General features: G+C 67.0%; 24 protein-coding genes and 1 tRNA gene. 11 read left to right on the top strand and 14 right to left on the bottom strand.

Annotated elements, in window-relative coordinates:
* Nucleotides 1-2: 2 nt before the first annotated feature.
* The 4 genes from R2733_09025 to R2733_09010 are packed head-to-tail and all read right to left on the bottom strand — an operon-like array spanning nucleotide 3 to nucleotide 2,723.
* Nucleotides 3-524, bottom strand: coding sequence for an A24 family peptidase (locus R2733_09025; protein MEZ5376639.1), 522 nt, complete (start codon nucleotides 522-524; stop codon nucleotides 3-5).
* On the bottom strand, nucleotides 503-1,672 hold the full coding sequence (locus tag R2733_09020) for a hypothetical protein (GenBank protein MEZ5376638.1): 1,170 nt from the start codon (nucleotides 1,670-1,672) through the stop codon (nucleotides 503-505). Before R2733_09020 ends, R2733_09025 begins: the two co-directional genes overlap by 22 nt.
* Complete coding sequence (locus R2733_09015; protein MEZ5376637.1) at nucleotides 1,666-2,217, bottom strand: prepilin-type N-terminal cleavage/methylation domain-containing protein; 552 nt, start codon at nucleotides 2,215-2,217, stop codon at nucleotides 1,666-1,668. Before R2733_09015 ends, R2733_09020 begins: the two co-directional genes overlap by 7 nt.
* On the bottom strand, nucleotides 2,214-2,723 hold the full coding sequence (locus tag R2733_09010) for a prepilin-type N-terminal cleavage/methylation domain-containing protein (protein ID MEZ5376636.1): 510 nt from the start codon (nucleotides 2,721-2,723) through the stop codon (nucleotides 2,214-2,216). The genes R2733_09015 and R2733_09010 overlap by 4 nt, the downstream gene beginning before the upstream one ends.
* 126 nt (nucleotides 2,724-2,849) lie before the next feature.
* Here R2733_09010 and pilM point away from each other — a divergent pair, with 126 nt between their 5' ends.
* From pilM to R2733_08995, 3 genes are read left to right on the top strand one after another with little or no spacing between them, the layout of a single operon-like run.
* Entirely contained in the window at nucleotides 2,850-4,493 is a 1,644-nt protein-coding gene (pilM, locus tag R2733_09005) for a pilus assembly protein PilM (protein ID MEZ5376635.1), read from the top strand.
* Entirely contained in the window at nucleotides 4,490-5,089 is a 600-nt protein-coding gene (pilO, locus tag R2733_09000) for a type 4a pilus biogenesis protein PilO (GenBank protein MEZ5376634.1), read from the top strand. Before pilM ends, pilO begins: the two co-directional genes overlap by 4 nt.
* Nucleotides 5,089-5,565, top strand: a complete 477-nt coding sequence (locus R2733_08995; protein MEZ5376633.1) for a hypothetical protein — start codon at nucleotides 5,089-5,091, stop codon at nucleotides 5,563-5,565. Before pilO ends, R2733_08995 begins: the two co-directional genes overlap by 1 nt.
* A 66-nt stretch (nucleotides 5,566-5,631) precedes the next feature.
* Here the strand turns inward: R2733_08995 and R2733_08990 are convergent.
* A tRNA-Ser gene (locus R2733_08990) sits at nucleotides 5,632-5,720 on the bottom strand.
* Nucleotides 5,721-5,833: 113 nt separating this feature from the next.
* Between R2733_08990 and R2733_08985 the strand changes: the two genes are divergently transcribed.
* Nucleotides 5,834-6,487: a helix-turn-helix domain-containing protein gene (locus R2733_08985; protein ID MEZ5376632.1), complete on the top strand. Its 654-nt coding sequence runs from the start codon at nucleotides 5,834-5,836 to the stop codon at nucleotides 6,485-6,487.
* A 19-nt stretch (nucleotides 6,488-6,506) separates the two neighbouring features.
* On the opposite strand, the gene R2733_08980 is transcribed toward R2733_08985, so the two are convergent.
* The 6 genes from R2733_08980 to R2733_08955 all read right to left on the bottom strand — a co-directional run bounded on the left by R2733_08980 (nucleotide 6,507) and on the right by R2733_08955 (nucleotide 12,249).
* Complete coding sequence (locus R2733_08980; protein MEZ5376631.1) at nucleotides 6,507-7,697, bottom strand: NADH:flavin oxidoreductase; 1,191 nt, start codon at nucleotides 7,695-7,697, stop codon at nucleotides 6,507-6,509.
* Nucleotides 7,698-7,783: 86 nt separating this feature from the next.
* Nucleotides 7,784-8,536, bottom strand: a complete 753-nt coding sequence (locus R2733_08975) for a tyrosine-protein phosphatase (GenBank protein MEZ5376630.1) — start codon at nucleotides 8,534-8,536, stop codon at nucleotides 7,784-7,786.
* Entirely contained in the window at nucleotides 8,533-9,486 is a 954-nt protein-coding gene (locus R2733_08970) for a CHAD domain-containing protein (GenBank protein ID MEZ5376629.1), read from the bottom strand. Before R2733_08970 ends, R2733_08975 begins: the two co-directional genes overlap by 4 nt.
* 209 nt (nucleotides 9,487-9,695) lie before the next feature.
* The gene (locus R2733_08965; protein ID MEZ5376628.1) at nucleotides 9,696-10,529 is read right to left on the bottom strand and encodes a glucose 1-dehydrogenase; all 834 of its coding nucleotides are present in this window, start codon (nucleotides 10,527-10,529) and stop codon (nucleotides 9,696-9,698) included.
* Nucleotides 10,529-11,032 (bottom strand): nuclear transport factor 2 family protein, encoded by a 504-nt coding sequence (locus R2733_08960; GenBank protein ID MEZ5376627.1) that lies wholly within the window; start codon nucleotides 11,030-11,032, stop codon nucleotides 10,529-10,531. The genes R2733_08965 and R2733_08960 overlap by 1 nt, the downstream gene beginning before the upstream one ends.
* Nucleotides 11,029-12,249 carry a CaiB/BaiF CoA-transferase family protein gene (locus R2733_08955; protein ID MEZ5376626.1) on the bottom strand — a complete coding sequence of 407 codons (1,221 nt, stop codon included), beginning with the start codon at nucleotides 12,247-12,249 and terminating at the stop codon, nucleotides 11,029-11,031. Before R2733_08955 ends, R2733_08960 begins: the two co-directional genes overlap by 4 nt.
* A gap of 145 nt (nucleotides 12,250-12,394) precedes the next feature.
* On the opposite strand from R2733_08955, the gene R2733_08950 reads away from it, so the two are divergent.
* From R2733_08950 to heR, 3 genes are all read left to right on the top strand, one after another.
* Nucleotides 12,395-14,161, top strand: coding sequence for an NAD(P)/FAD-dependent oxidoreductase (locus R2733_08950; protein MEZ5376625.1), 1,767 nt, complete (start codon nucleotides 12,395-12,397; stop codon nucleotides 14,159-14,161).
* 9 nt (nucleotides 14,162-14,170) lie between these two features.
* Nucleotides 14,171-14,626, top strand: a complete 456-nt coding sequence (locus R2733_08945) for a MaoC family dehydratase (GenBank protein MEZ5376624.1) — start codon at nucleotides 14,171-14,173, stop codon at nucleotides 14,624-14,626.
* 67 nt (nucleotides 14,627-14,693) lie between these two features.
* Nucleotides 14,694-15,506, top strand: a complete 813-nt coding sequence (gene heR / locus R2733_08940) for a heliorhodopsin HeR (GenBank protein ID MEZ5376623.1) — start codon at nucleotides 14,694-14,696, stop codon at nucleotides 15,504-15,506.
* Nucleotides 15,507-15,509: 3 nt separating this feature from the next.
* Here heR and R2733_08935 read toward each other — a convergent pair whose 3' ends face one another.
* The gene (locus tag R2733_08935) at nucleotides 15,510-17,216 is read right to left on the bottom strand and encodes a PEP-utilizing enzyme (GenBank protein ID MEZ5376622.1); all 1,707 of its coding nucleotides are present in this window, start codon (nucleotides 17,214-17,216) and stop codon (nucleotides 15,510-15,512) included.
* A gap of 265 nt (nucleotides 17,217-17,481) precedes the next feature.
* Here R2733_08935 and R2733_08930 point away from each other — a divergent pair, with 265 nt between their 5' ends.
* The 3 genes from R2733_08930 to R2733_08920 all read left to right on the top strand — a co-directional run bounded on the left by R2733_08930 (nucleotide 17,482) and on the right by R2733_08920 (nucleotide 20,295).
* Entirely contained in the window at nucleotides 17,482-18,642 is a 1,161-nt protein-coding gene (locus R2733_08930; GenBank protein MEZ5376621.1) for an acyl-CoA dehydrogenase family protein, read from the top strand.
* A 9-nt stretch (nucleotides 18,643-18,651) separates the two neighbouring features.
* A complete protein-coding gene (locus R2733_08925) occupies nucleotides 18,652-19,335 on the top strand; it encodes a TetR/AcrR family transcriptional regulator (protein MEZ5376620.1) in 684 nt (227 codons plus the stop codon).
* A gap of 162 nt (nucleotides 19,336-19,497) precedes the next feature.
* Nucleotides 19,498-20,295 (top strand): MerR family transcriptional regulator, encoded by a 798-nt coding sequence (locus R2733_08920; GenBank protein ID MEZ5376619.1) that lies wholly within the window; start codon nucleotides 19,498-19,500, stop codon nucleotides 20,293-20,295.
* Nucleotides 20,296-20,309: 14 nt separating this feature from the next.
* On the opposite strand, the gene R2733_08915 is transcribed toward R2733_08920, so the two are convergent.
* A complete protein-coding gene (locus R2733_08915; GenBank protein ID MEZ5376618.1) occupies nucleotides 20,310-20,756 on the bottom strand; it encodes a hypothetical protein in 447 nt (148 codons plus the stop codon).
* 44 nt (nucleotides 20,757-20,800) lie between these two features.
* Between R2733_08915 and R2733_08910 the strand changes: the two genes are divergently transcribed.
* Nucleotides 20,801-22,069, top strand: a complete 1,269-nt coding sequence (locus tag R2733_08910; GenBank protein ID MEZ5376617.1) for a phytanoyl-CoA dioxygenase family protein — start codon at nucleotides 20,801-20,803, stop codon at nucleotides 22,067-22,069.
* Here R2733_08910 and R2733_08905 read toward each other — a convergent pair.
* Entirely contained in the window at nucleotides 22,011-22,925 is a 915-nt protein-coding gene (locus R2733_08905) for a CPBP family glutamic-type intramembrane protease (GenBank protein MEZ5376616.1), read from the bottom strand. The genes R2733_08910 and R2733_08905 overlap by 59 nt on opposite strands.
* Nucleotides 22,926-23,039 lie beyond the last annotated feature (114 nt).

Below are 23,039 nucleotides of genomic sequence, written 5' to 3'. Positions count from 1 at the left end.
GGTCAGGTCAGGATCAGCGACGGACCGAGCAGCGTCACGAGCACGGCTCCTGCGCACAACGATGGTCCGAACGGTACGCGTACGCCGCGGGTTGACACGCCGCGACGGCGAGTCACGAGCGCAACGCCGACGAGACCGATCGCGCTCGCGATCATCAGACACCACGCCACCAAGAGTGCGACCTCGAGCACGCCCGCCCGGGTCCAGCCGAGCAGCAACCCCAGCGTGATCGCCAGCTTCACGTCGCCCATGCCCAGTCCATCCGGCCGGACCATGTGGAGCGCACCGAGGATCAGCGTGAGCAGGAGGGCCCCAATCCCGGCACTTGCTGCGTCGTTCGAGTGTCCGCCATCGATCGTGAAGATCGTGATCGAGACGGCGGACACGGCGAGGGCGATCAACGAGAGCCGATCGGGGATCCGCTGTGTTCGGCGGTCGACGTCGGCGATCATGACCAAGACGGGGGCGGTCATGAGGAGCGGACCGTAGGAATGGAGGAAGCTCACGGTGCGACCGCGTGCCACGACGAACTCGTCCAGTCGATCGTGGCGTCGACGACACGCGAATCCGCAGTGACCTTCAGCGAGTTCGCAGAGAAGGTCAGCGACCCCACCATCATGCGACCGGTGACGTCGATGCCGGTGTCGACTCGCACCTCACGCGACGGCGCGTTGATGACGCCGGTGAGCTTCGTGCCGTCGTCCCAGAATCGGCCGTATTCGAAGCCGCTGCCACTCGTCGGCCCACCGACGGCCTGGACGGTGAAGTTGCGGGGATCACCGCCCGTATTCACGTTCGCACGGAGGAACCAGAGCGTGACCTTCGAGTCGATGTGGATGACGAGGGGCGGATTGATGATGTTGATCGTCTGGTAGATGATCGCCGGATAGTGGCCGAAGTAGGGGTTGTCGGTCCGGAACGTGCACCGATACGGCTGCCCGTTCTTGCCGTCGAGTGTTCCCAGGAATCCATAGACGTTGCTCTGTCGTCCGTACTCGTCGGTCAGGACGGCCAGCGGGCAGCTGCGGGTGTTGCTCGGCGTGGCGGGCTCCGTCGTCGGCCAGGTGGGCGACTGCGAAGTGGCGTTGGTGCACCCGGTGCACGATCCCGACGGGACGAAGGTGTGGAAGGCCAGCGACGAGGCGTTGCCCGAGACGCTGATGGCGCCGTTGCTGCCGATCGGTTCGGACAGTGCAAAGTTGTTGTTCGTGATCGACAGCGCGGTCTTGGTGAACAGCGCATACGGCGAGCTGCCGCGATAGGTACCCGTGACCGATGCGGACGCCGCCCGCTCGATGGTCCCGGTTGCGGTGGTCGTGCGGGTGGCGCTCGCCTCGACGGTCCACGCAAGGGTCGCGGTTCTGGTCGCGGTGTAGGTGAACTGGACCTGGTCGATCGAGCCGGAGCCGGTGAAGCTGGCGTTCTCACCGAGTTCGATCCTGCTCATGGCGTTGGCCATCGCCGCGTCCAACCCGTCGGTGACCGAACGCTGGACCTCGAGCCGCATCGAGCCTCGAGCGCTCGCCTGGCTGTAGGTGAACATCGACGCAACGAGCAGCCCGATGACCATGAGCACGAGCATCGACATGACCACCGAACCGCGCTCGCCGGGTCGGTCGTCTCGAGGGTCCGACGTCGCGGTGGCAACCGGGAGATGGCGCGTGTTCAACATGTCGCCGTACCTCCGTTGAGGCTGCGGCTGGCGACGTCGAAGGCCAGATGATCGGTCCCCAGGGTCGTCACGCGCTCGATGTCGACGCTGATGTAGCCCGGGCAGTTCACGCTGGTGGTGAGGATGCGGTTGCCCGACTGGTCGTAGGCCTTGAACGGCGTCGCCGGCAGTGTGGTCGACAGATCGTCGAGCACGGCCGTGACGGTCGTCTGTGCGCCGATGGTCGACGTCCGCACCAGGTCGGTGTTGTCGCGCTTCCACGTCACGGCGGCGGTGGTGCCGGAGGTGTCGATGATGCCCAGCTCGAGCACGTTCGCAGTGGTGATCCGGATGGTGGTCGCCGAGCGGATGTCGGCACTGAGGCGTTCAGCGGCGACGTTGCCTGCGAGATCGGCGTCGATCCGTGCGGTCTGGGCCGCTTCGGTGGCGGTCGAGCTCTGCAACACCATCAGGATCGGGATGGTGACCATCACCATGATCGAGACGGCGACGAGCATCTCGACGACCGTGAAACCGGCCTCTCGTGAGGGGTGACCGCTCCTCACGGCGAGGTCGTCCGTGACAGCGCAGTCGAGGATCGAACATCGTGCGAGCCCGCGGCGTCGGTCCAGGCGACGATCACCGTCACCTGCTTGAAGGCCTGGCTGACCGGCGTGCCGTTCACCGTGGCCGAGCGCCAGGTCACGTACCGTTCGATCTCGTAGGTCACGCCTCCCAATGGCTTCGACGACGTGGGGAGGATCCGGCCGTTGGTCGCATCGGTGACCTGCGTGGCGCCCTCGAAGTAGGTCGCGCCGGCGGTTGCGACCTTCATGGCAACGCTCGTGTACGGCAGTGCCCGGGCCTTCTCGAGCTCGGAGGCAGCGAGACGGGTGGCTGTCGCATGCCGGTCGCCATTCTCGGCGAGCGTGCCCGATGCCGACATCGAGTGGTATAAGGCGAGCGCACCGATGGTCAGCAGCATCATCGCCACCAGCATCTCTGTCACGGTGAAACCGCCCGAGGCGTCGCGGGTCGGTCGCGTCGGCGGCGCGGCGGAACGGAAAGGCACCATGAGAGTCTCGGCAGGTGGTGCCACTGCGAAAGTCGTTTGACGATGATTGTCTAAACAGCGACACCCTTCATCCGATGGTGTCTCGATGAACGCACTGTCGACGACGAGAGAGGATCGGATCTGATGGCGCGATCCCTCGTGGGTGTGACCGTGCACGACAACGTGTTGCGAGGCATGGAGATCGCTCGCGACCAGCCGCGTCGTTGGGGTGAGGTCCCGCTCGACGCCGGTGTGATCGACCAAGGGGCCGTCGTCGACGTCGCCGCCTTCGCCGACGCGCTCGAAGCACTGTGGAAGTCGGCCGGGTTCTCGTCGAAGCGCATGGCGCTGGCCATCGAGGCCGAGGCGGCGACGATCCGTCGCGTGTCGCTCCCTGGGTCGGTCGCCGAGGACATCGCCGAAGCCGCCGCCTACGACATCGCCGAGGTGCTCGCCTATCCCGCAGCCGAGGCCGTCATCGATCACGCCGTCCTCAACGCCGTGTCCGACCAGCCGCTCGTCGAGACCGATGGTCTGCTCGTCGAAGCACCGTCGATCGAGACACTCGTCGTCGCCGTCCGGCGCGAGACCATCGAGGGCTTCACCAGGGCTGCCAAGATCGCCGGCCTCCGCTGGGTACGAGCCGAACTCACGCCGGCCGCCAACGTGTCGCTGCTCCCCAAGGATCCGCTCGGCCCGTCGCTCGGAGCGGTGGTCTCGATCGGCGAGTCGACCACCACGGTGTCGGTGCACGATGGTGGCGGGTTGCTCTTCGCCCGAGTCCTGATGACCGGCGTCGGCGACACGGCGTCACTCTCGCACGAGCTCGAAAGCCAACTGGCCGAGGTCGAACACCTTCGCACGGGTGGCCAGGGCGTGCACGGTGCCGAGGCGCGCCGTAGCGACGATGCGCCCGGCGTCGCCGTGGTGGCCGAAGGCATTCGTCGCACGCTCCACTTCCATGCCACCGAGATCGACAAGCGCACCATCGACCACGTCGTGTTGTGCGGGGCACGCAGTCGTGCGGCCGGTCTGCTCGATCGAGTCGCCGAGGCCATGCCCAACGCATCGGTCGCCCTGCTCGAACATGGCGACTGGCCCACGTTCGAACAATCCGAGCGATTCGACACGGCGTTCGCCGTCGCCCGGCTGGTGCAGACATCTCACAGTGACCATCTGCGAGATCTGTCGCTCGTCCCGCCCTCGGTGCGCGTCCGTCGCCAGGACCAGCGTGCCATCGCCGTCGGATCGGCCGTGGCGGCCGTGCTCGCAGCGGCAGCGTTCGCAAACTTCCAGTCGAGATCGGCGGCGATCGATCAGCAGGAGTTGACGGTGGAGGCGGCCGAGCATGCCGTCGACCGAGTCAGCGACGAAGTGGATCGTTTCGGCAATGACCGTCTCCTCGCCGCCGAGATCGAACGTCGTCGCCACGTGGTCGAGGCACTCGCCGCCGATCGAGTCGCGGTACCGGCGCTCGTCGGGCAGCTGGCCGAGGCGATGCCGGCCGACTCGATCCTGCGGTCGTTGCAGATCACCGCGGTCGTCGACGAGGAAGGTGACGCGTCGGTCGTTGCCATCGATGGAGCGGCCCCGGACCTCGACGGCGTCGCGGCATGGATCGACGGGGTGAACGACAGCGGTGTACTGAGCGATGTCCGACTGGTGAGCACGTCGTTCGGTCCGTATGGACTCGACGAGGAGGACGTCGCCGTGTTCCAGGTGACCGCAACGGTCGCCGGGACCGCGATTGCCCCACTCCCGGTTGCGGTGACCGGAGGGGCCGAATGAGGCTTCGATCGATCGTTGTCGGCGCCATCCCGCCGATCGTCGTTGCGGCGTTGTGGCTCGGCGCCGTCGTCGTTCCGACCGGCAATGCCGCAGGCGAGCTCCAGGACCGGCGGGATGCCAGCGACGCGGAGTTGCTCCAACTTGCGGCGGTTCTCGAGAACTCGCGTGCCGCCAATGAGCAGCTGGCAGCGATGAACGAGCAGCTGGATCAGCTGGCGGTCGCCGTCCCAGTGTCGCCCGACGTGGCCGGTTTCGTGCGACTCGTCGACGTGCTCGCCGACGAGTCCGATGCCGTGGTCTCGTCGGTGACACCCCAGGCGGAGCAGCCGAGCACGGCGTCGGCCGGGGTCGAGGTCACGAGTGTGTCGATGACGTTGCAGGGCACCTATCCCGAAGTGATGTCCTTCATCGAGCGGCTCCTCACTGCCGACCGCCTGGTCGAAGTTCGAAGCGTCGACCTCACCTCCGACACCGCCGCGGGTGCGCTCTTCGTCGACCTGACCGTGGCGATCTTCTCCGAACCTGGCAGTGGTGCCGCTCGCTCGGAACTGGTCGGCGATACCGCCGTCGGCATCACGCTCGAGGCGGCAGGCTGATGGCGGCCGTGTCCCCCGTTCTGAAGGCCGGCCTCGGTCTGGCTGCGGCTGCCGCCGCCTTCACGCTCTGGAACGGCAGCGGAGACAACGACGTGGTGCTGGGCGAGACGTTCGACAGCCCGCTTGCGATGGTCGACGAGTCGACCACCACCGCCACGACCTGGCAGTCGCCGCCCGTGACACGCAATCCCTTCGAGGCGGGCGGTCTCGTCGTCGACCCCGAGGCGGTCGAGGAGCTGACCGTCGAGACCACCGAGACCACCGCCATCGACCCGGCAACGACGCTCGATGACACGCCGGGCACGACCACGACCTCCGCCGGGGTCGTCACCACACAGGCGACGGAGACGTTGGAGCAGACGGTCACCCGGCGCATTCCTGCGGCCGGACTGCCGACCGACACCACGGTGCCCGGCGGCGAGGCCACCAACGGAACGTCGACCACCGGTCCCGCCACGATCCAGCTCGAAGGCTGATGTCACCCGTTCGGGTGAAAACGTACGATCGCCCGCTCTCGGATGAGAACGGGCGATCGCGGTGAGCGGAGAGGGTGGGATTTGAACCCACGGTGGGCTTACACCCACACCTCCTTAGCAGGGAGGCACATTCGGCCTGACTCTGTCACCTCTCCGGGACGTGGGGAGTGTAGCCAGAACGACTCTCGTGTCGCATCCGTCGATCGCGGCGGGGAGAACCTTCGCGACTAAGTGCGACTAACCGGCGAGTTTGGGGCAAACTAAGCAGGTGGCGAACAAGACCTATGCGCAATGGTGTCCGGTTTCGAGAGCGCTCGACATCATCGGCGAACGTTGGACACTGCTGATCATCCGAGACCTGGGCTTCGGCCTGCGGCGGTTCTCCGAGCTCCAGAGCGAGCTCGTCGGGATCAGCCCGAGCCTGCTCTCGGGGCGGCTCCGTCAGCTCACCGACGCCGGGGTGATCGAGCGCATCGACAATCGGTATCAGCTCACCGAGCGCGGCATCGAACTGCTCGACGTCGTCAGCGAGATCGGCCGGTGGGGCATCGGTCTCATGGGCCAGCCGGAGAAAGACGAGCAGTTCTCCGACTTCTTCCCACGCGCGGCCATCGGGTTCATGGTGCGGCCCGAGGTACTGCCCGACAACGGCTTGGTCGCCGAACTCCACCTCGATGACCGCGTCCACACGCTCGAGATCGCCGAGGCCGAGATCGACCTCCGACCCTCACGTCGCATCACGGTCCACGACGGTCCGGCCCCCGACGCCGTCGATGTCCGCTTGCGCGGCTCGCTGGCGGACCTCACCCGCTATCGCCAGGGCCGGGTCCCGGCCGAGAGCCTGGCCGATGCCGACCTCGTGCACATCGAGGGCGACCCTGACGCGTTGGCAACGCTCGGGCGACTCTTCTCTGCTGGTTGACGCGGTCGACGGCCGACGGTCAGTCGGCGACGAACCCCTTCCATCCCGACATGTAGCCGATGAACGCCTCTGACAACCCCTCGGCGGCGAGGTACTCGCGGCTGACCGGCACACGATTCGGGGTGAACCCGGGATCGAGCGCCAGTTGTCGCGGGTAGTCGTGGTGCAGGATGGCCACTCGCCCGAGTGCCACGACGTCGGCGCCGAGGTCGAGCACCCGTTCGGCGTCAGCCGGGTCATGGATCTTGCCGGCAACGGCGAGCGGCACGCGACGGCCCGACGGATCGGTGCGCCGCTCGATGTCGGTGGCGACCTCGGTGAGCGTTCGGCCCTTCCACTCCGCCTCCTCGGGCTCCTTGAAGCAATCCCAGAGCGACAGGTCGATGAAGTCGACCAGGCCGGAGTCGATCAGCTGCTGGGTCACGACGCGGATCTCGCCGAGTTGCATACCGAAGCGCTCCGGCGACAGCCGAACGCAGACGATGAAGTCGTCGTCGCATGCGGCGCGGATGCCATCGATGATCTCGAACAGCAGGCGACTCCGGTTCTCGAGGCTGCCGCCGTACTCGTCGGTTCGCCGATTGAGTTCGCTGCTGAGGAACTGGCAGATGAGGTAGCCATGAGCGCCGTGCAGCTCGACGCCGTCGAAGCCCGCCCGCTCGGATCGAACGGCGCCGGCAACGAAGTCGGCGATCACGGCCTGCACTTCGGCGTCGGTGAGGGCCCGCGCTCCGGTATCGGGATCGTCCGACGGGCAGACGGGAGTGGTGCCGATCAGCTCAGCAGGTGCTCGGTTGCCGGCATGGTGGAGCTGCACGATGGCCACGCTCCGTCCGCCACCGGCAGCGTTGCTCGGGGGTGCCTCGGCTCGGCGCGGGTGTTTGATGTCCTCTGCGAGGCGTGTGAGCCCGGCGATGTGGACGTCATCGAAGCACCCGAGCTGGCCGGCGAAGCCCTGACCGACGGCCTGCACGTGCGAGGCGCAGGTCATCACCAGACCGAAGCCGCCGTCGGCCCGCATCGTCAGCCAGTGATGCTCGTCATCCGAGAGGGTGCCATCAGCGTGGCTTTGCTGGTTCGTCAGCGGCGCCAGCATGAATCGGTTCGGCATGGCGGCGCCACGAGGGAAGGTGACATCGTCGAACAGTCGCGGACCGGCGCCGCTGTTGGCGGGGGTGGAAGCGGTGGACATCGAATCGCTGGGGCTCATGCCCGGCGAATCTAGGTCTCACGGTCGGTGACGGCCAAGGCCGCAGGTTGGCGCCTCGAAGCCGCCAATCGAGCGTGACCGCCGGCTCAGCCGACGAGCAGGCGGCGTCGAAGGCCGTTGGCCAGTTCGTCGGAGCCGCTTTGTTCTGCAAGCCACCGGTCGGGGCCGCCGGCGTCGACCAGTGGCGTGAGCGCGATCTCCAGCCACGCCGGATCGGTCCCGGCCATTCGTAGCCGCTGCTCGGGTGGGACCCGCGCTGCCATGTTCGGATACTTGCTGGCCATGGTCTCGAAGTGTTCGCGAACGTTCCGGCTCGACGCTTCGTACTCGGCGACGATCACTTCGCTGGGCACCCCGAGGGTGAGCTGGACCACCGCCGCGATCACGCCGGTGCGGTCCTTGCCCGACGTGCAGTGGACGACGACGGGCGCCGGCGCGTCGGCAATTCGCTCGAGCACGTTCACGACTTCGGACGCGTAGTCGGTGGTCATCAGCCCGTAGTTGGTGATCATCGGGTCGATCCCCGATTCGTACCACGAGTCCATTGAGCTGGGCGGAGCGCCGATCGAGTGCTGGATCCACTCGACCCCCTCGGTCTCGATGCGGCCATGGGCTGCGATCTCCTCGTCGCTGCGCAGATCGATGACGCGGGCGATACCGAGGTCGGCGAGCTGATCGGTCGCCAGCGTCGAGAGCCGATCGAGTGAATCGGATCGGAACACCAATCCGGGCTGCACCCGCTGTCCTTCGAACGTGGCCACACCACCGAGATCCCGGAAGTTGATGAGGCCGTCGATGGGGAGCGGGGCGGCGGGGAGTGGTTGGTCGATCGACGTCATGGGTGGTTCCCTTTGGACTTGATGAAGTGGTGGAGTGGCCCGCGTTCGGGGCCAGAGCGATTGGTGATGTCCCAGTACGCCTCGATCCGGGCCACGAACGGTGCGGGCTCCTCGGCGAAGACGGTGGAGCCGTTGCGGAGGGCCGAGCGGCCCAGCTGGTGTCGGGCGTCGTCGGCGCGATCGGCGGCCAGCTCGACATCTGCCAAGGCGGCGGCCACCTGGGCATCGGGATCCTTCTTCCGGCGCTTTTCGAGGTGGCGGCGCTCGTTGGCCAGGCCGTCGAGCAGCAGAGTGATGTCATGGTGATGCCCAAGGTCCTCGCCGACCACATCGAGCTGATCGATGAAGGGATCGAGCATGGACGGGGCGATCGCCCGGAGCAGCCGGAGCTGGTACCAGAGGTCCTTGACGTCCTTGCGCCACTCGTGCAGGTGGGCGGTGGTCGGATCGCCGGAAGCGACTTCCCACCCTCGTCGGCCTCGCCGGTAGGTGCGCTCCAGGCCCGATCCCAGCGGGCCGAAGCCGTCGGGCAGCGCCCACTGCTCGACCAGGCGCCGGGCGAGGCGCAGGTGCTGGCGGGCGCCGTCGACCGCCGACGCGACCTCGTCGAACGATGGTGCCGGTATGTCGGTCGTCGTCTCGGGGGCGTCGAGGGCACGGAGCAGACCCTCGGCGACGTGGGCGTTTCGCAGGGGGGCGAGGGCGCGAGCGGCGTCTCGGACGGTCTGGTTGAACGGTGCGAAGTCCTTGCCGAGTGCCGGCCGCACGAGCCGAGCCACGGCCCGGACCTGCTTGCAGCGTCGCCGAACGGCGTGCACGTGGGTGACAGCACTGGCGGGTTCGTCCGCCGTGATCTTGCTCAGATGTTCGAGCGCGTTCTCGAGCCGATCGACAGCCAGATGTTGGATCTGGAAGCAGGTCGATTGAGGTGGATCGAGCCGGAAGGCCACCGCGGTCACTCTCCGTGAGTTCTGGGTCGAGGGTAACGACGGATCACCCGAAGTCTGACCTCCGGCACTCAGTGTTCACCCAGCGGACATGTCCGCGTGTTCACCTAGCGGGCATGTCCGCGTGTTCACCGGGCGGGCATGTCCGCGGGTCTACCGGGCCGAGACGCGATCACCCTCGACATCGATCCAGCGCACAGCGAGGGGATCGGTCAACGCCCTTCGGGTCGATACATCCGAATCGGACGGTGCTCGGTGATCCACTCACCCTGCTTGGCCCACGGCTTTCCGGCGAAGGCGCCCCCGTCGACGACCTGGGCGTGGCCGGTGACGAAGCTCGAGTCATCACTCGCCAGGTAGAGCGCAGCCTGGGCGATGTCGAGTGGGTCCCCGATGCGCCCGAGCACCTGGGATGCGCCGAGCGCACGCTTCATCTTGTCGAGCGTTTCCTGAGGGGTGCCGGCCCGACCGGCGGCAAGCGGGGTGGCGATGATCCCCGGGCAGATGGCGTTGACTCGAATGCCGTCGGCCCCCAGCTCGAGTGCGACCGACTTGGTGAGGTGGATCACGGCCGCCTTGGCGACGCTGTAGAGGTGCGGCGACCAACCGGCTTGGAGTCCGGCGACGGAGGCGGTGTTGATGATCGACCCGCCACCGCTGGTGCGCATGGCGGGTGCCGCGTGCTTGATCCCGAGAAAGACCCCCTTCAGCAACACGTCGAACGTGAGGTCGAACTCCTCGACGGTCGTGCCTTCGATCGGGCCGAGCGCGCCACCGAACCCGGCGTTGTTGAACATCACGTCGAGACGCCCCCAGCGGGCCATCGCGTCGTCGACCGCTGCCGCCACCTGCTCTTCGCGAGTGACGTCGACCCGGAGGAATGCGACATCGTTGCCGAGCTCGTCGGCGAGGGCCTTGCCGTTCGGTTCGTGCATGTCGGCGATCAACACCTTGGCACCTTCGGCGGCGAACAGGCGGGCGCTGGCCGCGCCGATGCCGCTCGCGGCGCCGGTGATGATGGCGACCTTGCCGTCGAGACGGTTCATCAGTTGCTCCGTTGGTCGGGGTGCGGTCGGCGTGAGGCCATGCGCATGATGTCGCGATTGCCCTCCTGTCGGATGAGCGAGAGCTTCACCTTGGCCAGCTTCCAGCCGTCCGGTGTTCGGACGGCCTCGTCGATGTAGGTGCCGAACATCGTGTACTTGTCGCCCCCTCGGTCGGAGGTCAGCCAGTGCTCGGCACGCATGTGGGCGGTGATGACGGCGTGATCCCCGTCGATCGCATAGCGATGCGAGCCGATGAAGTGCTGGGTGGCATCGAAGCGGGCGAACATGCGCTCGACGGCACGTACGTGTTTCTCGACGGGCAGGAGGCGGGGGAGCGGTTCCGGTTCGACGTCGGTCATGTCGATGACCACCTCGTCGAGGAAGATGGATCGCCACAGCTCCCAGTCTTGGTGGTCGAGCCCGAACGCGTAGGCGTGGATCAGCTCTCGCAGCGCCGACTCGTCGGCCAGGCGCCGAAGGAGATTGGCGTCGGACTCGCTCATTGCGACCGGCGACGGGTCGGCTCCGCCGTTCCGAGTGTCCATTCGTCGGCGAGGATCACCCCATCGGTGACGAGTTGTTGGATCGAGGTCTGGTCGGCGCCGAGCCATTGTTCGAGCACTCGCCCGTTGTGCTCGCCCCGGAACGCGGGGATGCCGACATCACTGGTGTCGGCGCCCGACATGCGATAGGGCGTGCGTACGACTTCACGCGTGCCGCCCTCGCGGTCGTCGACCACCGCCACGGTCTGGCGATGTTGGATCGTGGGCGATTCGAGGACCGAGCGCAGCTCGCGCAGTTCGCCCCACGCCAGGTTGACGTTGTCGAGTGCGGCCAGCACCGCCTCGCGGTCGGGGAGCGAGCACAGGAACTCGGTGATGATCGCCCGCCGCGAGGCGAGCTTGACCTCGAGGTCGGCATCGGCCGGCGTGGGGTCGACCAGCCCGTAGCCGTTCGAGAGCTGGTGCCAGATCCAGCGCAGCCCACCGACCAACGTGATCTTGCCGCCGGCCGTCTGCCAGATCTCGCCGCCCATGGGTTCACGATGAACGCCGTCGAGGCTGTCGATCACCTTGTCATTGGAGAACACCATGGCGTCGGTCATGGCGAGGTCGATGTGCTGTCCGACGCCGGTCAGGTCTCGCATCCGAAGGGCGGCGAGGACGGCAACGACACCGTGCATGCCCGACAGCACGTCGGCGGCGCTGAAGGTGACATCGACCGGCCAGTAGTCGGTGTTCTGATCGACGAGTCCGGTCTCGGCATGGATGACGCCGGCGTAGGCGGCGCGATGCGACTCGGGGCCCTCCTGGCCGAACCCGCTGATCGACAGCATCACGAGTTCGGGATGATCGGCCGAGAGCGCCGCCCAGTCGAGGCCGTATTTGGCCATGACACCCGGCCGGAAGTTCTCGATGACCACGTCGGCTGCACTGGCCAGTTCGGCGATCAGGCGAGGGCCGCCTTCCGAGCGCAGGTCGATGCAGATGTTCTCCTTGCCGCAGTTCTGCTGGAGGAAATAGGTGGAGACGCCACCGCGCTTTCGTCCCCACAGACGCGTGACATCGCCTTCGGGTGGTTCGACCTTGACCACCTCGGCGCCGAGATCGGACAAGACGCGACCGGCGACGGGGCCGGCAAAGACTCGGGAGAGGTCGAGGACCCGGAGACCGCTCAGCGGCCGCTGGCCGATCGACGTGGAATCACCAACTCGTGCCATGCGCTGTGACCCTAGTCACTTCCGAGTGCTGCGCCGAATTGAACGAAGTGTCGGCTGCGGAGGATGATGTCGCCCGGGACCGACCAGGGATGCGGCGAGGCCACGGGACGGCCACGCCGTGTCCCACTGATCGAGAGGCATCGCCATGGCCGACCAGAAGCCGCAGAATCCGTTCCGTTTCGACATCTCGGATACGAAGGAGGGCGAACGTCCGCCCCAGGAGTACTACGACGAGATCAAGGCGAAGTTCGCCGAGGAGCGAGACCTCCGGCTCGGCTACCGGCCGCCGGGCACCACCCAGTACGTGCCGCTCGAAGGCGAGCTCGCGCATTACGAGACCGACCCCCACGCTACCGAGCACATCGAGCGGGAGCCGATCGACGACGAGGTCGAGGTGCTCTTCATCGGGGGTGGGTTCTCGGCGCTGCTCACCTCGGCACGGTTGCGCGAGAAGGGTGTCGAGAGCATCCGGATCGTCGAGCGCGGCGCCGATGTCGGGGGGACCTGGTACTGGAATCGCTATCCCGGCATCGCCTGTGATGTCGTCGCCTACGACTACCTGCCGCTGCTCGACGAGATGGAGTACGTGCCGACCCGCCACTACGCCGAGGGGCCTGAGATCTTCGCCCACTGTCAGGCGATTGCCCGCAAGTACGACCTCTACGATCTTGCGGTCTTCCAGACCACGGTGACCTCGACCGTGTGGGACGACTCGACGCAGCGTTGGCATCTCACGACCGACCGCGGCGACACGATGCGGGCGAAGTACGTCGTGTGTGCGAACGGCACGCTCTCGAAGCCCAAGCTCGCCCGGATCGACGGGATGGACACCTTCGAGGGTCACTCGTTCCACACGTCTCGGTGGGACTACGACTTCACCGGCGCCGATCTCGAGAAGCTCGCCGATCTGCGAGTCGGCATCATCGGCACCGGCGCCAGTGCGGTGCAGATCGTGCCGAATCTCGGTGCCAACGCCAAGGAACTGATCGTGTTCCAGCGGACACCGTCGTCGATCGACTTCCGCGACGACTGGGCGACCGATCCCGAGTGGGCGGCCTCACTCGAGCCGGGGTGGCAGGCCAAGCGGCGGGAGAAGATCATCTCGAAGCAGCGGGCCCAGGCGGAGCGCCGCGGCACCCTGCGAGGCATCACCAAGGAAGAGAAGGTCCGGCGTCAGGAGAACGCCAACATCGACGCCATGATGCGCATCCATCGTCGGATCGACGAGATCGTCGACGATCCGGAAACGGCCGAGTCGTTGAAGCCGTGGTACATGCTGATGTGCAAGCGTCCCTGCTTCCACAACGACTACCTGCCCACCTTCAACCGGCCGAATGTCCGTCTGGTAGACACCCACGGGCAAGGGATCACCGAGATCGGACCGAAGGGCCCGATCTTCGATGGGGTGGAGTACGAGGTCGACCTGCTGATCTACGCAACCGGCTTCGAGGTCCAGCAGACCGGCATCTACAACCGGATCATCGGCGAGGGCGGACTCGATCTCAACGACAAGTACGCCGATGGCATTCGCACCTTGCTCGGCATCCACACCCACGGCTACCCGAACCTGTTCGTGATGGGCGGCTACCAGGCCTCGTTCCAGTTCAACCTCACCGACCTGCTCCAGGTGCAGGGTGACCACATCGCGACCTGCATCGACATCGCCCGCCGCAACGAGTTCGACACCATCGACGTGCGACCCGAGAGCGAGCAGATGTGGGTCGACGAGGTGATCGCCCACCGGGGCAAGACCACGCGCAACCAGGACTGCACCCCCGGCTACTACAACTTCGAGGGCGAGGAGAACCGGCGACAAGACGGCAATTACAACGGTGGTTTCCACCGCTACATCGACCATATCGCCGACGTCGAGTCGGCAATGGAGGACCACTTCGTGTTCACGGCGGGATGAGCGGCGGTCATGACCGAGCTTCGTGAGCGGTACTTCGAGGACTGGTCGGTCGGGGAGTCGTTCATCTCGGCGGCACACGAGATGACGGCCGACCGGATCCGGTCGTTCGCCGAGGAGTTCGATCCTCAGCCGTTCCACGTCGACGAGGCCGCCGCCGCAGCGAGTATCTACGGCGGCATCATCGCCAGCGGGTGGCACACCGGTTCGGTGATGATGCGTCTGCTCACCGCCTTTCTCGGTCCCTCGAGCATGGGTTCCCCGGGTGTCGACGAACTGCGATGGCGAGCACCGGTGCGTGCAGGCGATCGGCTCCGCCTCCGGTTGACGGTGCGAGAGGTGCGCACGTCGAAGTCGAAACCGGACCGCGGCGTGGTGACCTTCGACGAGGAACTGCTCAACCAGCACGATGAGGTGGTCATGTCGCTGGTCGCCTCACTGTTCATGCAGCGTCGCTCACCGGGCTGACCCTCGATCCGTCCCATCGGGCGGCGATCGGCGACGATGGGGCGGTCAGCCTCGTGAAAGGAACGCCGTGACCCGTGCCCTCATCGATTTCAACCGCCCGACGGTCGACGTCCCTGATCACCGATTGGCCAGGCTCCGACGCTTCAACCTCGTCATGGGTGCGCTGCACCTGGTCTCGGGCCTCGCCATGGTCGTGCTCGGCAACGACTTCTCGTTGAGCGTCACGACCCTGAACCTGAACGGTCCGCCGGGAACGCCGGTGGCGCAAGGGACGCTTTCACAGGCGACCGAGGTGCCGCTGGCGTGGGGCACGGCACTCTTCCTGTTCCTCTCGGCGTTCTTCCACTTCCTGATCGCCTCACCCGTCGGGTTCCGAGGCTACGGGGCGGAACTACGACGGGGCCGGAACCGCTTCCGATGGGTCGAGTACTCGCTGTCGGCCACGTTGATGATCGTGCTCATCGCCATGGTGACCGGCATCCTCGACCTCGCTGCGCTCATCGCGCTGGCGTTCGCCAACATCGCCATGATCCTGTTCGGCTGGTTGATGGAGATGGTCAATGCTCCCGATCACCGCACATGGTGGACGCCCTTCTGGTTCGGATGCGTCGCCGGCATCGGGCCCTGGGTCGCCATCGCGGCCTACCTGGTCGTCAACCTGAACCAGGCCGGGGCGCAGGGCCCGCCAACCTTCGTGTACGGGATCATCGTGAGCATCTTCGTGTTCTTCAATACGTTCGCCGTCAACCAGTGGTTGCAGTACCGCCAGGTCGGGCGGTGGGCCGATTACCTGTTCGGCGAGGTCGTCTACATCGTGCTCAGCTTGGTGGCGAAGAGCGTGTTGGCCTGGCAGATCTTCGCCAACACGCTCATCGATTGAGCGTCACGGGAGTGAGACCACGGTCACCGCACCCGTATCGCCATTGACCTCGATTTCGGCACCATCGGGGATGCGCATGGTGGCGTCGGTCGCCGACACCACGCACGGAAGGCCGAGCTCGCGGCTCACGATGATGGCGTGGCTCAGTGCTGCGCCAACGTTGACCACCACGGCACCGGCGGCGACGAACAGGGGGGTCCACGCCGGGTCGGTGTGAGGCGCGATGAGGACATCGCCATGGTCGAGATCTCCGGGCTCGCTCGGATCGAGGATGACCCGGGCCGTTCCGCGATACGTACCGGAACACCCAGGGAGTCCGGCCAGCACTTCACCGACGGCGAGTGGTGAGAAACCGTGGTCGGCACGCTGCGGCCAGGTGTCGATCGGTGGCACGGTCTCGTTGATGATGAACGGCGGCTCGATCGACTTGAGGTGCTCGAGATGAGCCTGGCGTTCGGCGATCGTGTCGGCGAATGAGGTGGGATCGGCCATGAAGGCCTCGAGCTCATCGTCGAACAGGAGGCAGATGTCGGCGGGATGGGCCAGCGCCCCGGCGGCGACCGCACGCCGCCCCAGCTCGAACACGGCCATCCGAACCTCGTGGATGACCTTGATGATGGAGGTCTTCGACCGCTCACGTCCGGGCACGAAGGTCTTGGCGGAGGTGATGGCGGCGTTGAACAACCCTTGGGTTTCCGGGTCGCCGGCGAGCGCCTCGTTCACCGAAGAGACGAGCGCCTCACGTTCGGCTTCGCGGGCGGCGTGGCTCGTTCCCGGTGCCGCGTCGTCGGGAGCGAGTCGCATCCGGTCGACCAGGGCGAGCACCAGGTCGGGCTTGGTCTCCCAGACGTCGGAGTGGATGTCCCACTCGTTGGGCCCGCGCGAGCCGAACTCGGCGAGGAAGGCATCGAGATCGGCGACGAAGGCCCTGACGTCGGGATCATCCGAGGTCCGGAGCCAGGCGGTGAGACCCTGGTGTCCGTTCCCGAATGCGTCCCGGAGCGTCGCCGAGCTTCGAACGGTTCGAGACAACTCCCACATGGCATAGCTCGGGGCGGCCGAGTCGACGTCGCCCAGTCCACCGATGAGTCGCAACGTCAAGGTCGGATCGCCCATCGCCGTGGCGATGGCGCCGAGCGTGCCGGGCCCGATCGACGCCGCTCCGCTCTGGTTGATGTGCTGGCTGAACATGTCCTTGATCGTCGGGGCGAAGGAACGGGCCCGAGCGATCAGGTCGGCGTCGGAGGCTGCAGTGAGATCGGGGCGGCTGGCCCGGGCCGCATCGGCCGTAACGCGATCGGCTTGGAGTTCGGACTGGTCGAACGAGCCCATCACCCAGCCGAGCCATCCCTCCATGTGCGTGGTGGTCTCCGGGCGGTGGTGCCAGGGCTCGGCGACATAGGGCGGAACGTCGGGATGGTCGCCGTAGTAGGCCGCATCGATCATGCCGGCGTCCATGCCCGGCGTGCGCTCGGCCCAGATGCGGGTGGCGGTGGCGCCGAGGTAGGCATACCCGCCGAACATGCCGGTCACTTCCGGCCGGCCTGGCGACAGCTCGTCGGGACCCATGCCGAGTCGCTCGACGTAGCAGTGGCGCCAGCCCTCGAGGGTCCCGGTCTCCCACACCAGGTCCCATCCCAGCGGGCTGGGAGGCTCAGGCAGCACCTCGCCGACGTTCGCTCGTGTCCAGAACGGAAAGCGGTCGTTCATGACATTGTCTTCGATCCAGCGCACGCGTGTTCTCCCGTGTTCCTCACTCAGCCGCATCTCGGCCGCCCCGAGCGGTCCCTGCTCGGCGCCAAGGGAAACTAGAGCAAATGCTTCGCCACCGCCCAGCAACTTTGGAGAGTTGATGCCGCTCAGAGGTGTCAACTCGCCAATGTTGCTGCGGGTTTGGGTGAGAAGTTGACGGGTGACAACTTTTCGGCCGAGTCTGTGCGCCATCGTCGCTACCCCAACGAGACGGAGGACGCCGGTGACGCAATTGGAGTACGACGAGGTCATGTCACGGTGTGCCGCGCTGGCCGGCTCTGCCGCCGCTGCGGCTGACGAAGCCGAGAGGCTGCGCCGGCTCCCGCCGTCGCTGATCGACGAGGTGACCGAGGCCGACCTGTGGCGGCTGGTGATGCCCACAGGGTTGGGCGGCCACGGTCTCGGCATCACCGAACTGGCACACGGCACTCGGCGGCTCGCCCAGGGCTGCCCGGCCTCGGCGTGGACGATCTCGTTCCTCGTCATGCATTCGTGGTTGCTGACCAAGTTCGGCGAAGCGGCACGAGCGGAGTTCTTCGCCGAGCAACCGTGGGCGCTCGCCCCGGCGCCGCTGGCGCCGACCGGCACACTGACCGCCGTCGACGGCGGCTATCGGGTCAGCGGTCGGTGGGAATGGGCCACCGGTGTGCATCACGGCGAGTGGGTGATGGTGCACGCCGTGCAGACCGAACCGGAGTTCGCCACTCGGTTCGTCGTGGTGCGGGTGGACGAGGTCACCATCGAAGACGTCTGGCACACCTCGGGCATGCGGGGCACGGGGAGTGACGCCGTGCACCTCGACGACGTGTTCGTCCCTGAGCACCGGACGCTGCCGTCGGCGGGGCTGATGTTCGGCAGCGGTGAGATCGAGGGCGACGCCATGGCCGGGCTCCCGGTACCCCAGGTGTTGGCGCTGATGGCCGCAGCCCCGGCGCTGGGAGCGGCCGAGGCGGCGGTGGACCTGTTCCGTGAGCGCATTGCCGGCCGGGTGCTCGCCTACTCCCTCGGCGATCGAGCGAAGGACCAGCCGGTGTCGCAAGCTCGGCTCGGCGCCGTCATGACCCAACTCGCGGCGACGCGAGCCAACTGGGACCGGGCGATCGCCCGCCTTGCTGCCGTCCCGACCGCCGGTCCGTTGACGCTCGAGGAGCGAGTCGACCTGCGCCTCGCCGCGGCCTACACGGTGCGGTCGGTGCGCGAGCTGATCGGCTCGATCGGCGAGGGATCGGGTGCGTCGGTCTACTTCGCCGATTCACCCTTCCAACGGTTGCAGCGCGACGTCGAGGTGCTGAAGGGGCACGTGATCTTCGACTGGGACCGGGCGACGCAGATCGCCGGCCGGGCGGCACTGGGCATCGAACCCGGCCCGGCGGACATGGTGTAGGTGGAGATGGTGAGTGGAGGGAGTGTGGGCCAGGAGAGCACGAGTCGACGGGGCGAGCGTCGGTTGCGGGGGCGGCCGCCGGCGGGAGCGGAGCCGGTCGGGCAGGTCGAGATCATGCAGGCTGCGCTCGATGCGTTCGCGGCCAAGGGATTCGACTCGATGTCGGTTCGCGATCTCAACGAGACGCTCGGCGTGAGCCACAACTACCTGCATCGCCGGTTCGGCTCGAAGCTGGACCTCTGGCGGGCCGTGGTCGATCACTGGATCGGCGGGGTCGATGATGAGCTCCACGCCATCGCCGATCGGGCCACCCCGGGCGACGACCCGCTCGAGGTATTACACCGGGTGATCGTGGCGTTCGTGACCATCAACTGTCGCCAGCCGGCGCTGTTCCGCCTGGTGAACACCGAAGCGTCATTGCCCGGCGAGCGGTTGGACTATCTGCACGACCGATACATCGGTCCGTCGGCTCGCGGCCTGGCGGCGCTCGTTGCCAGGTTGGCCCCGACCGGAGCGTTCGATTCGGTGGCCCCGACGAGCCTGTTCTTCCTGCTCGCGCACGGGGCGACGGCACCAGCCGCTCATGGTCCGCTGGTGGCGAAGCTGACCGGTGACGAGCTGTCGAGCGAGGCGATCGACGCCCATGCCCGGTGGGTGGCGGATCTCGTGGTTGACGGCCTACGACCGCGGTGAGCGTCGACGCGCGACCGACGACGCAACCCCACCAGCTTCCACCATGCGAGTTATCACTCACATGGTGGTCACTCACGCGATGATGACTCGATTCGTCTGCATCACGCATGTCGAAACAACAAGTGTGTCCATTGAACGGGTCGGAGCTGGCATGATGTCCACATGCCCGAGGACGCCGACCTGACGATCGACGAGTTGGCGCGTGAAGCGTCGCTCCCCACGTCGACGGTGCGGCTCTACCAACACCGAGGGTTGCTGCCCTCGCCTGAACGCCGCGGCCGCGTCGGCTACTACGGCGACGTGCACCGCCAGCGGCTGTCGCTGATCGCGCGACTGAAGGACGACGGTTTCTCGCTGGCGGCGATCAAGAGCGTGATCGATGCGTACGAAGCCGGCCGTTCGCTCAACGAGGTGGTCGGCCGCGCCGGAGGGTCGCCGCTGGCGGGCCCCCGTCCGGTTCGCCTTTCACCCCTCCAGCTCGCTCAGCGCTTCGATCAGACCACGTTCTCCCGCGACGATCTGCGCCGAGCCGTGGAGCTGGGACTGATCCGCATCGACGGCACCGACTTCGAGGTCGCCAATCCGGCGATGGCCGCGCTCGGGTCGATGATCGGCGACGATCCGGTGCCCGTGGAGGCGGTGCTCGACGCCTACGAACAGCTCCGGTCGGTGATCCCCCCGGTCGAAGCGGCCTTCCGCTCGGCGCTGGAGGCGGATGGTTCTCGGCGCGGGTCGGACGGTGCGGGGCTGCCTGCGGCCAACGAGATGGCAGCGTCGATCATGATCTGCGAGCTGACGGCGTCGTTCCGTCAGCTGGTCGTGCGTTGGGCCACGGGCAATGACCACGTGGTCGATCTCGAGCCGGCCCGGTCGAGCGATGAGGGGACGGTCGACGGCCCCATGGCGCCCCCGGATCCGGTGCGACCGCCTGAGCAGCCCTCGGGCATCTGGCTCTCGTAGATGATTGCCGGCACTCAGCTGGTGGTGGGGGCGACCAGCTTCGGCGCGGCGTCCTCCGGTGCGTCTTTGACCTGTTCAGGCCGAGGAAACTGCAGCGGCTTGGGTCCGGCCTTGTTCGCTCGTTTGCGCCACAGATACGCGGCGCCCCCGATCAGCGCAGCAGCTCCCACGGCCAATGGGTAGCGGCGAGCGACGGTCGTGACACCGCGAAGCAACCAACCACGGGTGGACGAGGCAGCAGCGAACGTCCCGAGAGCGGACGGCAGGTCGGCGAGATGGTCGACGGTCTGGTCGGCGACCGACGCCAAGGCCGGCACGACGTCGTCGGACAGGGTTTCGAGTGCAGTGGACGGTGAGAGGTTCATGGCGGGCGGGATGCCCATCCCCGCCGAATGCAAACCTCCGGGGTCTCGGTGGCGTGAGCGGCCGGCGCCCGACCGATTGGTGTCGTCAGAAGTCACGTGCTCGACTGGCCTGAGTGACCGCCGTCACCGAAGGAGGCCCCATGTTCGCGTTGCCCCATCAGCTCGAGTTCCTCTCCGACGACTGGATCGCCGCCGCACGGGACTTCTTCGAGCGTGCGCAGTCCGACGGGCGACTCGCTGCCGTCGGACCGTTCGCCGTGTGCGAACGCTTCGACAACGCGCCACTACATCTGGCCCTCGCGGATGATCGGGCGACGTGGTTCGTCCGTTTCGACGGGTCGAGCGTGGAGGTTGGGCGCGGTGTCGACGACCAGGCCGACCTGTTGGTCGAAGGCGACTATCAGGCAGCGTTGGCCGCGGCCCAGTGGGTCGGCATCGGATCCACGGCGGCTCGAGCCGCGATGTGGCGCGAGGTGTCCCATCTCCACGGGTCGGAGGCGCTGCGAGTGAGCGGCGAACTCCGGCCGGAGGTCGATGCACTGCTCGTGCAACTGCACGACACGCTTGGTCGACGAACCGTCGAGAATCCCGACCTTGCGCATCGGGCTCGACGACAGGGCATCGACCGCCACGTGGTCGAAATGGAGGAGCAGGGGTTCACCGTGCTCGAACGAGCCATCTCGGACGAATTCGCCGACGAGCTCCGGCGGACCACACTGGCGGTGCTGGTCGATCACGGCGTCGACTCACTGAACTGGATGCTGTACCAGGGGCGATGCTTCGAGCGGCTCGCGCAACACCCAACGTTCCTGACGCTCGTCGACGCATCGCTGGGTCGTGGTGCGGTGATCGGCTCGTTCAGCGCCATCAAGCGCGGCCCGGGGCCGGGCACGATCCCGCTCCACACCGACTATGCGCTCGTCCCCGAGCCATATCCCGAGTGGGCGGTCACCGGCGTCGGGGTGTGGGCGCTCGAGGACTGGACCGAGGCGTCGGGCCCGACCTGGGTGGTGCCCGGCACGCATCGACTCCGCAGGGGACCCAAGCCCGGTGAGGCCACCGACGGCGCGATCCCCATCGAGATGCCGAAGGGTTCGGTGGTGTTCTTCACCAACGGACTGTGGCACTGGCAGGGGGATCGCACCGAACCGACCGATCGGGTCACGCTGCACTGGCATTTCAACCGTGGCATCTTCCGGAGCCTCGAACCGAAGAAGACCGACCCTCAGCTGTTGCACCGCAACTCGCCTCGGCTCGGCGAGATGCTCGGTGAGGACGACTGGTTCGACATGATGAAGGGCATCGGACGTGACTATCCGCGGCTGTCGCACATGGCCCGTCTGCAGCGGTTCACCGAACAGCAAAAGGCGGAGCTATTGACCGATTCGAGCGGGGTGCCCGGGGGCTGAGGGCCGCCAGTGCGATGCCCAACACGGCCGCCGACACCAGCGGCAGTATCGAGTCGAGCGTCGGCGTCGGCGCTACCACGGGGGTGAGCCCGGTCAGGGCGACGGTATGGCCGAACAGGGCGGTCTCGATGGAGAGCATGGCGACACCGGGCCAGATCGATCCCGACACAAGACGCAGTTCGCCCCGGACGACGGCGGCCACGAGCGAGCTCGCGAGCACCGTGGCGATCGTTGCCGGGTACCCGTCGGCCGGATGGGCGTGTCCCATCGCGTAGGGCAGCTGCCAGCACGCCGCCATCCCCCCAACGATGAGGTGGTTCACCGGCCGGCTCGTACCGCAGGCTTCGAGCCATGGGGTGAGACGCCCTCGCCAACCGACCTCCTCGAGGATCGCTGCGACCACGACGGGGAGCACCGCGAGGGGTGAGATCGTCGGCAGCCAGCGCAGGGCGATGATCAGGTCGAGCACGACGTTGCCCCAACCGTCCCGGACGATGCTGGCGACGACGATGCTCAGTGGGTACCACCAGATGGCGATTCGCCAGCACGTCGCCGACGGGTTCGGAGCGAGCGACGTTCTCCGCGTTCGCCGCCGGTGTGGGGCACCGTGTGGCCAGACGTCGGTGGGACGTGGTCGCACGAGGGCCAAGGTGGCCAGCGGGGTCATGAGCCACAGCACCCGCCCCGGTCCGGCGCCGATCGTGTTGCCAGCGACAAGGTCGATGACTGGTCCCAGCGAGGCAAGCAGCGAAACGGCGACGACGAGCTGGCCGATCTCGCTGTTCGATCGACGCTCGGCGCCCAGTGGTCGGGCGATGAATGTCGAGAACGCATCGTGCTGGTCGATGATCGGCATGAGTGCATCGTCATCGTCGACCAGGTGACTCGTCGTCGCCTCCCCGCGGTTCCACCCGGGTGAGATCCATCACGCGCTCGCCGGTCACCCCCGTGCCGGGCTTCGACCCGTGGG

The sequence above is a fragment of the Acidimicrobiales bacterium genome (assembly GCA_041394265.1).
GTDB lineage: Bacteria > Actinomycetota > Acidimicrobiia > Acidimicrobiales > SZUA-35 > JBBQUN01.
The sequence above is the reverse complement of the archived record's forward strand: the minus strand, read 5'-3'. Positions and strand labels throughout refer to the sequence as shown.

Bases quoted from the DNA above. Each gene is read 5' to 3' on its own strand.
- R2733_08980 (MEZ5376631.1), bottom strand. From the start codon at position 7,697: ATGAGCCCCAGCGATTCGATGTCCACCGCTTCCACCCCCGCCAACAGC.
- R2733_08975 (MEZ5376630.1), bottom strand. From the start codon at position 8,536: ATGACGTCGATCGACCAACCACTCCCCGCCGCCCCGCTCCCCATCGAC.
- R2733_08950 (MEZ5376625.1), top strand. From the start codon at position 12,395: ATGGCCGACCAGAAGCCGCAGAATCCGTTCCGTTTCGACATCTCGGAT.
- R2733_08955 (MEZ5376626.1), bottom strand. From the start codon at position 12,249: ATGGCACGAGTTGGTGATTCCACGTCGATCGGCCAGCGGCCGCTGAGC.
- R2733_08945 (MEZ5376624.1), top strand. From the start codon at position 14,171: ATGACCGAGCTTCGTGAGCGGTACTTCGAGGACTGGTCGGTCGGGGAG.
- R2733_08960 (MEZ5376627.1), bottom strand. From the start codon at position 11,032: ATGAGCGAGTCCGACGCCAATCTCCTTCGGCGCCTGGCCGACGAGTCG.
- R2733_08995 (MEZ5376633.1), top strand. From the start codon at position 5,089: ATGGCGGCCGTGTCCCCCGTTCTGAAGGCCGGCCTCGGTCTGGCTGCG.
- R2733_08905 (MEZ5376616.1), bottom strand. From the start codon at position 22,925: ATGCCGATCATCGACCAGCACGATGCGTTCTCGACATTCATCGCCCGA.
- R2733_08920 (MEZ5376619.1), top strand. From the start codon at position 19,498: ATGCCCGAGGACGCCGACCTGACGATCGACGAGTTGGCGCGTGAAGCG.
- pilM (MEZ5376635.1), top strand. From the start codon at position 2,850: ATGGCGCGATCCCTCGTGGGTGTGACCGTGCACGACAACGTGTTGCGA.
- R2733_09020 (MEZ5376638.1), bottom strand. From the start codon at position 1,672: ATGTTGAACACGCGCCATCTCCCGGTTGCCACCGCGACGTCGGACCCT.
- R2733_08965 (MEZ5376628.1), bottom strand. From the start codon at position 10,529: ATGAACCGTCTCGACGGCAAGGTCGCCATCATCACCGGCGCCGCGAGC.
- pilO (MEZ5376634.1), top strand. From the start codon at position 4,490: ATGAGGCTTCGATCGATCGTTGTCGGCGCCATCCCGCCGATCGTCGTT.
- R2733_08935 (MEZ5376622.1), bottom strand. From the start codon at position 17,216: ATGAACGACCGCTTTCCGTTCTGGACACGAGCGAACGTCGGCGAGGTG.
- R2733_08910 (MEZ5376617.1), top strand. From the start codon at position 20,801: ATGTTCGCGTTGCCCCATCAGCTCGAGTTCCTCTCCGACGACTGGATC.